This is a genomic window from Flavobacterium hercynium, assembly GCF_002217285.1.
Taxonomy (GTDB): Bacteria; Bacteroidota; Bacteroidia; order Flavobacteriales; family Flavobacteriaceae; genus Flavobacterium; species Flavobacterium hercynium.
Genome location: NZ_MUGW01000036.1, coordinates 44,759 through 56,689, shown reverse-complemented (window position 1 = coordinate 56,689; position 11,931 = coordinate 44,759). Strand labels below are relative to the sequence as shown.

Annotated in this window: 11 protein-coding genes; 4 read left to right on the top strand and 7 right to left on the bottom strand. The window is 33.1% G+C overall.

What is annotated here, in order from left to right; translation table 11 throughout:
* Positions 1-199 precede the first annotated feature (199 nt).
* Positions 200-1,393 carry an ADP-forming succinate--CoA ligase subunit beta gene (sucC, locus tag B0A66_RS16870; protein ID WP_089051027.1) on the top strand — a complete coding sequence of 398 codons (1,194 nt, stop codon included), beginning with the start codon at positions 200-202 and terminating at the stop codon, positions 1,391-1,393.
* Positions 1,394-1,568: 175 nt separating this feature from the next.
* Here sucC and B0A66_RS16865 read toward each other — a convergent pair whose 3' ends face one another.
* Positions 1,569-2,369, bottom strand: a complete 801-nt coding sequence (locus B0A66_RS16865; RefSeq protein WP_089051026.1) for a DUF5694 domain-containing protein — start codon at positions 2,367-2,369, stop codon at positions 1,569-1,571.
* A gap of 452 nt (positions 2,370-2,821) precedes the next feature.
* Between B0A66_RS16865 and B0A66_RS16860 the strand changes: the two genes are divergently transcribed.
* Complete coding sequence (locus tag B0A66_RS16860) at positions 2,822-3,631, top strand: sensor histidine kinase (RefSeq protein WP_244283519.1); 810 nt, start codon at positions 2,822-2,824, stop codon at positions 3,629-3,631.
* 3 nt (positions 3,632-3,634) lie between these two features.
* Positions 3,635-4,339, top strand: a complete 705-nt coding sequence (locus B0A66_RS16855) for a LytR/AlgR family response regulator transcription factor (protein WP_089051024.1) — start codon at positions 3,635-3,637, stop codon at positions 4,337-4,339.
* Positions 4,340-4,376: 37 nt separating this feature from the next.
* Here B0A66_RS16855 and B0A66_RS16850 read toward each other — a convergent pair whose 3' ends face one another.
* From B0A66_RS16850 to B0A66_RS16840, 3 genes are all read right to left on the bottom strand, one after another.
* On the bottom strand, positions 4,377-4,835 hold the full coding sequence (locus B0A66_RS16850) for a DUF1456 family protein (RefSeq protein ID WP_089051023.1): 459 nt from the start codon (positions 4,833-4,835) through the stop codon (positions 4,377-4,379).
* 42 nt (positions 4,836-4,877) lie between these two features.
* The gene (locus B0A66_RS16845) at positions 4,878-5,888 is read right to left on the bottom strand and encodes a dipeptide epimerase (protein WP_089051022.1); all 1,011 of its coding nucleotides are present in this window, start codon (positions 5,886-5,888) and stop codon (positions 4,878-4,880) included.
* 63 nt (positions 5,889-5,951) lie between these two features.
* Positions 5,952-7,181 (bottom strand): hypothetical protein, encoded by a 1,230-nt coding sequence (locus B0A66_RS16840; protein WP_089051021.1) that lies wholly within the window; start codon positions 7,179-7,181, stop codon positions 5,952-5,954.
* A gap of 404 nt (positions 7,182-7,585) precedes the next feature.
* On the opposite strand from B0A66_RS16840, the gene B0A66_RS22925 reads away from it, so the two are divergent.
* Positions 7,586-7,747, top strand: a complete 162-nt coding sequence (locus B0A66_RS22925) for a hypothetical protein (protein ID WP_165766631.1) — start codon at positions 7,586-7,588, stop codon at positions 7,745-7,747.
* Positions 7,748-7,856: 109 nt separating this feature from the next.
* Here B0A66_RS22925 and uvrB read toward each other — a convergent pair whose 3' ends face one another.
* The 3 genes from uvrB to rlmF form a co-directional block, all read right to left on the bottom strand.
* Positions 7,857-9,848, bottom strand: a complete 1,992-nt coding sequence (gene uvrB / locus B0A66_RS16835) for an excinuclease ABC subunit UvrB (protein WP_089051020.1) — start codon at positions 9,846-9,848, stop codon at positions 7,857-7,859.
* A gap of 57 nt (positions 9,849-9,905) precedes the next feature.
* Positions 9,906-10,850, bottom strand: coding sequence for an alpha/beta fold hydrolase (locus B0A66_RS16830; RefSeq protein ID WP_089051019.1), 945 nt, complete (start codon positions 10,848-10,850; stop codon positions 9,906-9,908).
* Between the two features lie 104 nt (positions 10,851-10,954).
* The gene (gene rlmF, locus B0A66_RS16825; RefSeq protein WP_089051018.1) at positions 10,955-11,905 is read right to left on the bottom strand and encodes a 23S rRNA (adenine(1618)-N(6))-methyltransferase RlmF; all 951 of its coding nucleotides are present in this window, start codon (positions 11,903-11,905) and stop codon (positions 10,955-10,957) included.
* Positions 11,906-11,931 lie beyond the last annotated feature (26 nt).

Below are 11,931 nucleotides of genomic sequence, written 5' to 3'. Positions count from 1 at the left end.
TCACTGTTTTTAGTTAACAATTTACACACAATAACCTAACGATTACTTTTCTTTGAAAAAGAATAAAGTTTTAATCTGGATTGTACTGAAGTTATACTGATTTTTTTAATTGAAAAAGATTTTACTTTTCAGTTGAATTTTGCTATTTTTGTCCCACTTTTATTCTGAAACAAATTCAGAACCAGACAAATTCTATATTATGAACATACACGAATATCAAGGAAAAGAAATTCTAGCGAGTTACGGAGTACGCATTCAACGCGGAATTGTGGCTAACAATGCAGTTGAAGCTGTTGCTGCTGCAAAACAATTAACTGCCGAGACTGGTACAGGATGGCACGTAATAAAAGCACAAATTCACGCAGGTGGTCGTGGAAAAGGTGGTGGAGTTAAACTTGCTAAAAATTTACAACAAGTTGAAGAAATTGCAGGACAAATTATCGGAATGCAATTGATTACACCTCAAACTTCTGCTGAGGGTAAAAAAGTAAACAAAGTTTTAGTAGCTGAAGATGTTTACTATCCTGGTGAAAGTGAAACTTCTGAATTTTATGTTTCTGTTTTATTGAATAGAGCAACAGGTCGTAACATGATTATGTATTCTACTGAAGGTGGAATGGATATCGAAGAAGTTGCTGAGCACACTCCTCATTTAATTTTTACTGAAGAAGTTGATCCTACTGTTGGATTACAAGGTTTTCAGGCAAGAAGAATTGCTTTTAACTTAGGTCTTTCTGGAAATGCTTTCAAAGAAATGGTTAAATTCATCGATTCATTATACAATGCTTACATTGGTTCTGATGCTTCTATGTTTGAAATCAACCCGGTTTTGAAAACTTCAGACAATAAAATTATGGCTGTTGATGCTAAAGTAAATATCGATGATAATGCTTTATACAGACAACCAAAGTATGCTGAAATGCGTGATGTACGTGAAGAGAATCCAATCGAAGTTGAAGCTAAAGAAGTAGGTTTAAATTACGTAGATCTTGACGGTACAGTTGGATGTATGGTAAATGGTGCCGGACTTGCTATGGCAACTATGGATTTAATTAAATACGCTGGTTTTGAGCCTGCTAACTTCTTAGACGTTGGTGGAACTGCTGATGCTAAACGTGTTGAAACTGCTTTCCGTATTATCTTAAAAGATCCTAACGTAAAAGCTATTTTAATTAATATTTTTGGTGGAATCGTTCGTTGTGACCGTGTGGCGCAAGGAGTTGTTGATGCTTACAAAAATATGGGTGACGCTATCAATGTGCCAATTATCGTTCGTTTGCAAGGAACAAATGCTGAAATTGCAAAAGAATTAATTGACAATTCAGGTATGCCAATCTTATCTGCAGTTCAATTTCAAGAAGCTGCTGATCAAGTTAAAGCTGCTCTTTCTTAATTAAATAAGAAATCAATTATATAGAAAAACCTTCCGATCATTCGGAAGGTTTTTTTTGTGAATTATTTTAACTGTAATGCTTTGTCTTTAAAAATAGCCACGAATTAATTTGATAATCTTTGAGATAAAAAATAATTCGTGAATTCGTGGCTAAAGAAACTTTTCGATTAAAAAATTATTTTAAAACCGTCGCTAATTCTACAATTTCAAACGTAGGATCATGTGCTATAAATTCTCTAAGCATCGCAGCATGACCGGCACCTAATAAAACCATTACTTTATCATCTTTACTTTCAGTCAGTTTTTTAATTAAAGCATACATATAAAGATTTCTTTTATACCATTCGGAAACTAAAAAAGCACCCACAAAATTGTCTGTTTTTCCTCCCTTAAGCGCTGTTTCAATATACCAGCCAATATTCTGTTCATTAGATACTTTTGTGTTAAAATCTAAAATTAATTCAGTTAGAGAAAATTTGGCAATTTTTTTATTTTGATTTGCTTCAAATTGTTTCATGTCTTCCTCATCCTTCGTGATTAAATCAAGCTGACCGGCTGCTGTCATTCCTTTTACCAAACTGTCATAAGGAAAAACAGTATTTTTATAATCAATTGCAAACAATTTTGTATGACCTAATTTTTTGGCAGCTCTTAAGGCTAATTGCGTTATTTCATCCACCTTTTTCTGAAGTAAACTATCTGTGTTTTTACTGTAGAATTGATCCAATTTGTCTTGTTTTTGATAGTTCCATTCAACAAAAATTTTATCAGGTCCAAACTTTTTAATTTTATTGGCAATGTTTTCCAGTTCTTTTTGGCTTTTATCAGACATAACATTAAACGCGTTTATTTGCGCAACATCAAGCCCCGGATTTTGAAAGTGAAATGTTCCGATTAATAAAATTTGTTTCTTTTTTGTTTGGGAAAAAGTAAGATTTAAGGTAGTTAACACTAGTAATAAAATGATTTTTTGCATGATGGTTTGTTTTTAAATTCATAACAAATGTATCTCAGTATTTTTCCTAATATTTTAGTTTTTGATGAACGTCAAATTTCAAATTACAAACATTAAAAAGTAAGGAGCAAAAAAATTCGTGTATCCTTTTTAATAGTTCATCACAGAAAACAGCTATTTTATAGAAATATAGTATTCATTTTATTGCATAGTTGTATTTTTGAAATCATAACAATAGTATTATGAAGCTAAAAATTCCGTTCTCTTTTCATGTTTTTCTTTTTCTTGGGGTTTTTCTTCTTTTTTATATTGTGGATATAGGAGTTAATAACCGTGGATTAGATTACATTTTTAGCAGCATGTATTTTCTGTTCAATATCAGTTTTTTTCTGTCAGTTTACCTTGTTTATATTCTTAATTTCTATACATTTTGCAATTGGTTTTTAAATAAAAAGAAATTTTTTTTATACTTGTTGAGCATTCCGGTTTCCTTATTGATTTTTGCCGGAGTACGTTATTTTTTGCAGGAAGTTATTGTTTTTGAAATCACAGGAATTCATAATTATACAGCAAAATCAAGAGAAATAACCAATTATATCGGTGATAATTTTTTCTTTGGATTACCGGCTGTTATTTTAAGTGCAGTAAGTTATTTTTATTGGCAATTTCAAAACGCGCACAAACAAAATCAGGAATTGTTATTAGAGAATAAAAAAGCTGAATTTCAGATGTTGAAAGCGCAAGTGAGTCCGCATTTTTTATTTAATACGTTGAATTCTTTTTATAGCCAACTCGTTCTAAAGGAAGATAAAATGGCGGATGATATCTTGGTTTTGTCCGATTTGCTTCGGTATGTAATTACGGAGACAGATAAAAATGAAACGCTGCTTTCGAGCGATATTCAGTTCATTCAGAATTATATTCATTTACAGAAAAAAAGATTTGAAGATCAGCTGTACTTGGATTTTACGGTAGAAGGTGATTATTCAAAAGAGAAAATACTTTCTTCAACATTAATTCATTTTGTAGAAAATGTTTTTAAACATGGGAAATTGAATAATCCGGAAGAAAGAGCGCGTATTTTGATTCAGATAAATGAAAATTTTCTGGAGATTTCAACCTTCAATTATGTAACAGAAGGAGAAAATTATTCTTCTACGGGAATTGGTTTTGAAAACGTAACCAAAAGACTAGCGTACCAGTATAAAGACCAGTTTGTACTTGAAAAAACGAAGGAAAATAATATATTTAAAACCTATCTGAAAATTCCATTAAACAAATAATTCATGAAATATAAATGTATTATTGTAGACGATGAACCGCCTGCAACCCGAATATTAAAAAGCTATGTTGAGAAAGTTTCTTTTCTGGAAGAGACAGGCATTTTTAATGATTCGCTGAAAGCATTGGAGTTTTTGAATTCGAATAAAGTTGATGTCGTTTTTCTCGATATTCAAATGCCACAATTAACGGGACTACAACTTTCAAAAATCATTTCAAAAGACGTAAAAATCATCTTTACAACCGCTTATTCTGATTTTGCTTTAGAAGGTTTTGAGTTAAATGCTGTTGATTATTTATTAAAACCAATTGCATTTGAACGTTTTTATCAGGCTGTCTCTAAATTGAATACAGAGGTTAAAACAGAAATAGTAGCGACGAATCCAGTTGAATTTATTTTTGTAAAAACAGATGGAAAGAATAAGTTTCAGAAAGTAATGCTGAACGATATCTTATACGTAGAAAGTTTACAAAATTATGTTTGCGTTAATACTTCTAAACAGCAAATTATCACGCATTCCTCCTTAAAGAATGTTGTTGAGTCGCTGCCGCAAAATGATTTTATTCAAATACATAAATCGTATGTTGTTGCGTTAAAACATGTGGAATCGACAGATAACTTTTCGGTTTTTGTAAATAGCAAAGAATTGCCAATTGGCGCTACGTATAAAGATGTTTTCTTTGAAAGAATCGACCAGAATAAAATGTAAAAAAAAATCCATTCAACGTAGGAATGGATTTTTGATATTATGATTTTTTATTCTTTCCGTTTTTGTAAACTACCTTTTCTACCACCTGAATTTTTGGAGTAGCCGGTTTTTTCTTGAAAGGTTTTTTAGTTGCAGCCGCTGACTTAGAAGGTTTTTGATCACCTCTTGCTCTTTCAGCATCTTTTGGAGCTGCTTTAAATTCCGGTCTGTCGGTTGTATCTTTCTTTGGAATTTCTGCTTTGTGCTTTGATAATACATCAGTAGGGTTTTTAGGATTTTCCTTCGTCCCTCTTAAATGAATAACTAAACCGTTTAAGAAGTTGCGTAAAACCTGATCGCCACATTCCATATAATTTGGGTGATCTTCAGCTCTAAAAAAAGCACCTAATTCTGATTTTGTAATTCTAAAATCTACTAATTCTAAAATTTCAACTATTTGGTCATCACGGAGCATCAAAGCCACGCGAAGTTTTTTTAGTATATCGTTGTTTGTCATTGTTTAATTTTTTACAAAGGTACATTATTTTAGAAGGAAATGTTACAACAAAATTACACCAGTTCCGGTTCTTTCCGGATAATAGGTTTTACCATTTACGATTGTTACACCGTTGGCAATATCCTCAGCCAATAAAAGCGGACCATCCATATCTACGTAATCCAGTTCCGGTAATAGGTGCGCAATTGCCGAAATACCAACCGTAGATTCGGTCATACAGCCTATCATCGTTTTTAAACCCAGTTTTTTGGCTTCTGCAAGCATTCTTCTGCCCGGTGTGATTCCGCCACATTTCATCAATTTGATATTAATACCATGAAAATGTTCGTGGCATTTTGCTACATCAGTTTCGGTAATACAGCTTTCGTCTGCAACAATTGGTAAAACGGAGTTTTTGAAAACTTCTTTTTGTCCTTCCCAATCGCTTGCTTTAAGAGGCTGCTCGATAAATTCTACGCCTAATTTTTTTAAAATTGGAGCATACGATATGGTTTCGTCAGCAGTCCAGGCACAATTGGCATCGACTCTAAAAATGGCATCGCTATGTTTACGCAGTTCTGTAACGATTGCAATGTCCTCAGGAGTTCCCAGTTTTATTTTGTAAATAGGCCACGGACGTTCTTTCATTTTGGTAATCATATTTTCAATACTTCCTATGCCAATTGTGTAATTGGTTAGCGGATTAGTATTAATATTAGAATTCCATAATTGATATAGTTTTTTTCCTTTTTTGCGGGCGTACAAATCGTGATATGCATTATCGAGCGCACACAAGGCAAAAGGATTGTCTGCAAGCAAAGGACTTATTTTGTTCCAGAATTCATCAGGAGTTTCGTTGCTTGTATTCTCGATAACAGCTCGAATGTTTTCAATATCATTCTGAAGAATTTCAATCGTAATATCGTAATAGGGATTCGACGTTGCTTCGCCATAACCTGAAAAAGAACCGTCTTTTAGCTCCACAATAAGCGAAGGCTGAAAATCGATTGTTTTTCTGGATATTCTAAAAGTGTGTTTTAGTTTAAGATTGTATTCTCTTAAAATTAGTTCCATAGTAATGAGATTCCGGGTGAAATTGTTTTTTTTTTAATAAACGAATTAATAAACCAAGCTTTCCTAACTTTTTTTGATGGACATTTTTACACCTATACCCGTTTGAAGATCAGGTGCATTGTCTACTTTTATATCTTCTCTTAAATATACAAAATAGGAGAATCGCTTAGTCGAGTAGGTGCACATAAAATTCCATCCTTCTAAATCTTCATATAAATGTGATAGCGCAGTCTGCCAATGCGTTTTTACTCTTTCTCCGGTTAAAACAAGATAATCAGCATCTTTTTTGTTGTTGTAAGCGCTCTGAAAATTGTAATTGATGCTGTATGAAATGCGGTTACTATTTTTGAGTTTAACTTGGTAATTGACAAGACCTTCAAAACTATATAGAAATTTTTGATTGCTAATATTTACCCGGTCTCCATATTCTATAAAATGCTGACGAAGTGCTCCTGCGCTAAAACCAAAGCTCAATATATTTTTATCTTTGAAGATCATTTTTTTTAGAATAGACGAAGAAATACCAAGATCTGTAGAAGGATTATACTTTGAAGTATTAATACCCAGCTGAGCACCAAAATTAAGATAGATATGATGCTTTTTGTTCATTTCTAATTTGGGATAAAAATTGTAATTAATATCAATTCCCGGAATTATAAAGTCATTATTATTCATGGTAATAACTTTTCCGTTTTCGTCCTTATACGCTATTCCGGCTTTGTTGATCCCATAATGATAACGGGAAAACGGATCTTTTCCGCCGGCAATATTTCGGTGAAACCATTCTATCGATGCATCCGAAGTAAAAACAGAGAACGGATATTTACCACGATCCAGAGAGTTAGCACGAAGACTAAAATTCAGTTCATGATAAGTGGTAATAGGTAAGGTAAAAGTAAATCGGTATGATCGTATAACGCCATCAGCAGAAAACTCTTTAATTTTAGAAGGCACTTGATTTAAATTGAATGCATATTCTCGGTTGTACCAAGGTAAATTTTCGGAGGCTTCGCGATCTTCAGGATTGGTTAGTTCGTATGATTTTACATAAGGCAAAACAACGTTTCCACTTGAAACATCAAATGAAAAGGAATATTTATCAGGAGATCGAACATTAAAATTGTGATGTAACCGCGAAATATAAATCCCTAACGGATGTGTAGAAAGAAGATAGGGTTTTACAATGTCAGAAGAATTCTCTATTTCTGCATTCCAAAAATCATCTTTAGACAATTGTGCCAGAGAAGGAAAAGTGAAAATTAAAAAAAATAAAAAGAGGAAATAATATTTCATTTCGGGATTTATAAATTTTTAATAAAACTAATGAATTTTAAGATTTAAATTAAAGATTCAATTTATTAATCTTTTTTTTAGATTAGAATTTTAAAAAATAGTCATTATATGGGACTTCGTAAAGTTGATATTTTGTTTTAACTTATTGATTTTAAGCGGTTTATTTTTTGTTAAAATATGTAAAATTTTTATTTGTATGATTTTTTTTATTATTTTAGCAACTGAAAAAATATGGTTTTCAGGTCATAATATAGCCCGAAAACTGTTTTTTAAAATTACGTAATTATAAGGGATTGCTACAGCTGTTTTTATGACCCTTAAAAAAATAGAGCAAATCGGTATTTACAAAAGCCGTAAAGAGGAATAATGAATAGAATCAAAAATTAACTTAAAAATTAGAAATTATGAATTCAGGAAATCCAATTTCAGACAGAAGAGCACCTTGGTTTTTGGTGCAAAATTTAAACGTTAACCCTGATGATGAACATGGGCAAACACAAGGGGATGCAGCAAAAGATCGTACGAATCAAAATGATGAATATGAAATAGGAAGTGGAGGAGATTAAAACGATCTTAAATAGATATCAAATAGAAAGATTTTTAATTAATAGCTGCTCATTTATTTGATAGATGGCAGCTATTAATATATTTACTTTTATTGGTAATTTACTATTTTTAAGGCAGTTGTTCCTGTAATTTTTTAATATCATCACGCAATTTAGCCGCTTGTAAAAAGTCTAATTCTTTTGCTGCTTTTTCCATTGTTTTGCGTTTTTCGCGAATCATTTTTTCTAATTCTGCTTTAGATAAATAAGCCGTTTCCGGTTCTGCAGCGGCAGGTAGTGTATGTCCTAATTCGTATTCTACCAAAGGATTTTTGGTAAAAGCACTTTCGATTTTCTTATTTAATGCCTGCGGAACAACGCCATGTTCCGTATTATAATTAATTTGCTTTGTTCTGCGATAATCGGTTTCGTCAATAGTTCTTTGCATGCTCGCCGTAATTTTGTCGGCATACAAAATGGCTTTTCCGTTTAGGTTCCTTGCGGCACGACCAATAGTTTGTGTCAACGATCTGTGGTTACGAAGAAAACCTTCTTTATCAGCATCCAGAATAGCAACCAGAGAAACTTCGGGTAAATCTAAACCTTCGCGCAGTAAGTTTACTCCAATTAGTACATCGAAAATACCTTTTCGTAAATCCTGCATAATTTCAATACGTTCCAAAGTATCTACTTCAGAGTGAATATAGCGGCAACGAACATTAACTTTAGTTAAATATTTCGCCAGTTCTTCGGCCATTCTTTTGGTTAAGGTAGTAACCAGAACTCTTTCGTCTAACTCGCATCGCACCTGAATTTCTTCGATTAAATCATCAATCTGATTTAAACTTGGCCGAACCTCAATAATAGGATCTAATAAACCTGTAGGACGTATAATTTGTTCCACATATACACCATCTGTTTTTTGTAATTCATAATCAGCCGGCGTTGCAGATACATAAATAACCTGATTTTGTAAAGCCTCAAATTCTTCAAATTTCAAAGGTCTGTTGTCCATTGCCGCAGGTAATCGGAAACCATATTCTACCAGATTTTCTTTTCGGCTTCGGTCACCTCCATACATAGCGTGTACCTGCGAAACCGTTACGTGACTTTCGTCAACTACCATTAAAAAGTCACTTGGAAAATAATCTAATAAGCAGAAAGGTCTTGTTCCGGGTAAACGTCCGTCAAGGTATCTTGAATAATTTTCGATTCCGGAGCAATAACCTAATTCGCGAATCATTTCTAAATCGAAATTGGTACGTTCTTCCAAACGTTTTGCTTCCAGATGTTTTCCGGTTTCTTTAAAATAATCTACTTGTTTTACTAAATCCTGCTGAATCTCCCAAATAGCACCTTGTAAAACTTCAGGAGAAGTCACAAACATATTGGCGGGATAAATGGTCAGTTTTTTAAATTTCTCAATAACTTGTGAAGTCTTCGCATCAAACGATTCTATTTCCTCAATTTCATCTCCAAAAAAATGAATACGATACGCGTCATCAGCATAACTCGGATATACTTCGACTGTGTCACCTTTTATTCTAAAAGTTCCCGGAGTAAAGTCAGCTTCAGTTCTGGAATACAAACTTTGCACTAAGCTATGCAATAATTTTGTTCGCGAGATAACCTGATCTCTTGCAACTTCGATTACGTTTTTCTTAAATTCTACGGGATTTCCAATACCATACAAACAAGAAACAGAAGCCACAACCAAAATATCTCTTCGTCCTGAAAGCAGGGAAGAGGTGGTGCTTAAACGCATCTTTTCAAGCTCTTCATTGATAGATAAATCTTTTTCAATAAAAACACCTGTTACAGGCATAAAAGCTTCCGGTTGATAATAATCGTAGTACGATACAAAATACTCTACAGCATTATTAGGAAAGAATTGTTTGAATTCTGAATACAATTGTGCTGCCAGCGTTTTGTTATGTGCCAAGACCAAGGTGGGTCTCTGAACTTCCTGAATAACATTGGCAACGGTAAAAGTTTTACCTGAACCCGTTACACCTAATAAAGTTTGATATTTTTCACCATCTACGATACCTTGAGCAAGTTTTTCAATAGCTTGCGGCTGGTCTCCTTTTGGACTATATTCTGAGGATACTTGGAAATTCATTTTGGAAAAGTAAAAGTTCTTAGTTACAAAGATACGAGAAAGATAGAGATTGTTTTCTTATTTTAGAAATGCCACTATTTCTTCATTAATATGCTGATATTGGTCAATGGTCAGAAAGTGCCCGGCATCTTTTATAATTTTTGTTTTGCCTTTTCTAAGGTATTTATCGGCTCTTTCCAGACTTTCTTCGGAGTTTATAACATCGTGATCGCCTATTAAAACTAAAACAGGATTGTCGATCGCTTTTAGTTCATCATCGGAAAAAGGATGCATTTTAAGCATAGTCGAATTTGATTTTGCGTATTTGTTGGCTAAGTAAAATTGTCTTTTGTAAACAGGACTGATTTTTTCAGGATGACTCGAAAACGTGTTCAGTGTTTTACCGAATTTCTTTTCACTAGGGAATAATTTAAGCATTAATGCCGAAGTAGTTTTGCCTACTTTATCAATAAACTTAAAAGTTTGAGCAGGACTTAGTAAAACTATTTTATCAATTGAATTTTGTTTTTGACTTGCCAGTAATGTAGCAATCCATCCGCCACGTGAAGCAGCCACAATATCGAAGTTTTTTAATTTATAGTGAGAGAAAATTTCATTGTACCAAATCACAATCTCTTTTGAAGAAAGTGGTTTTGAAGTTAAGGTTGATTTTCCGGGTTCCATTAAAAAATCAATCGCATAAACCCGATGATTTTTTGCTAAGGATTTTATATTAGGATACCACATCGTTGAGCTCGCATCCATTCCGTGAAGCAAAACAAGTTCTTTACCATTTTTTGGACCGGCAATTACAACATGTGCAGTTCCATAACTGGTTTTTATATCTTCTTCTATATAAGGAACACCCCAAAGTTTCAGGGAATTATTATAGGAGCTAATGTAAGTTGCTTTTTCTTTTTTAGTGTGAAAGATATAATCATCATATTTGGCTTTTTTGGAAGAAGCACAACCCACAAATAAAAGGCAAAGCATTAATTTAAAAAGTAATTTTTTCGCTGTCATAAAACTCAATTTACTTTTAAAGGTATGAAAATGACATGCCGATAAAGTAATAGAATTTTAATCTAAAGTATCATAATTACAATGAAACCAGATTTGATGACAACTTAGAATTTCCAGTTTTTCTGCTGACTTTCATTCAAAAAAGTCCAGGCAAGAATTCGGCTGTTTTTTTGTCCTTGTGCCATGTCAATGGTTCGTACAGTAGCAGCATTTACTTTATTTAATGTTTTGTAGAAACTAGCGAGATTTTCTCTTTTAGATACTAAAGTAGTAAACCACAAACATTGTGTGGCAAATTTAGCACTTTCATAAATCATTTGGGTTACGAAACCGCTTTCGCCGCCATCACACCATAATTCCGAATTCTGACCGCCAAAATTCAGAACAAGATTTGTTTTTCTCTTTTCTTTCGGATTTAAGTTAGACACTTTTCTTGATGCACTCTTATTAGCATCTTCTGCTGAAGAATGAAAAGGAGGATTACAGATTGTAAAAGTAAAACGATCTTCGGGTGTAATTATATTTTTGAAAATAAAGCGTGACTCAATTTGTTGCTGTAAGCTGATAGCATCAATTAAATTGGAATTAGCTTCAATGATTTTACTGCAATTTGCAATAGCTTTTTCATCGATATCGGTACCCACAAAATCCCAGCCGTAAATAGCATTTCCTAAAATAGGATAGATACAATTTGATCCCGTACCAATGTCTAATCCTGCAACAGATGCTCCTTCAGGAATAACTCCATTGTTGCCGGTTGCCAGTAAGTCAGCCAGATAATGAATGTAATCTGCTCTTCCCGGAATAGGAGGACAAAGGTAATCTTTAGGTATATCCCAGTTTTGAATGTTGTAATATGTTTTTAATAAAGCTTTATTAAGCGCTCTTACAGACAAGGGATTGCTGAAATCTATAGTTTCGATGTTGTGATGATTTATCGCAACATGTTCTTTTAATTCAGGACAATTCGTAATAAGTAGTTCAAAATCATAACGTGAACGATGCAGATTTCGAGGATGTAAGTTGGTTTTTTCAGAATTGTCGATTGTTTCCATTTTATAAATTTCCGTGCAAAGATAGT

Excerpts from the sequence above, each read along its gene's own strand:
- B0A66_RS16830 (WP_089051019.1), bottom strand. The coding sequence starts at position 10,850 with ATGACAGCGAAAAAATTACTTTTTAAATTAATGCTTTGCCTTTTATTT.
- sucC (WP_089051027.1), top strand. The coding sequence starts at position 200 with ATGAACATACACGAATATCAAGGAAAAGAAATTCTAGCGAGTTACGGA.
- rlmF (WP_089051018.1), bottom strand. The coding sequence starts at position 11,905 with ATGGAAACAATCGACAATTCTGAAAAAACCAACTTACATCCTCGAAAT.
- B0A66_RS16840 (WP_089051021.1), bottom strand. The coding sequence starts at position 7,181 with ATGAAATATTATTTCCTCTTTTTATTTTTTTTAATTTTCACTTTTCCT.
- B0A66_RS16850 (WP_089051023.1), bottom strand. The coding sequence starts at position 4,835 with ATGACAAACAACGATATACTAAAAAAACTTCGCGTGGCTTTGATGCTC.
- uvrB (WP_089051020.1), bottom strand. The coding sequence starts at position 9,848 with ATGAATTTCCAAGTATCCTCAGAATATAGTCCAAAAGGAGACCAGCCG.
- B0A66_RS22925 (WP_165766631.1), top strand. The coding sequence starts at position 7,586 with ATGAATTCAGGAAATCCAATTTCAGACAGAAGAGCACCTTGGTTTTTG.
- B0A66_RS16865 (WP_089051026.1), bottom strand. The coding sequence starts at position 2,369 with ATGCAAAAAATCATTTTATTACTAGTGTTAACTACCTTAAATCTTACT.
- B0A66_RS16845 (WP_089051022.1), bottom strand. The coding sequence starts at position 5,888 with ATGGAACTAATTTTAAGAGAATACAATCTTAAACTAAAACACACTTTT.
- B0A66_RS16855 (WP_089051024.1), top strand. The coding sequence starts at position 3,635 with ATGAAATATAAATGTATTATTGTAGACGATGAACCGCCTGCAACCCGA.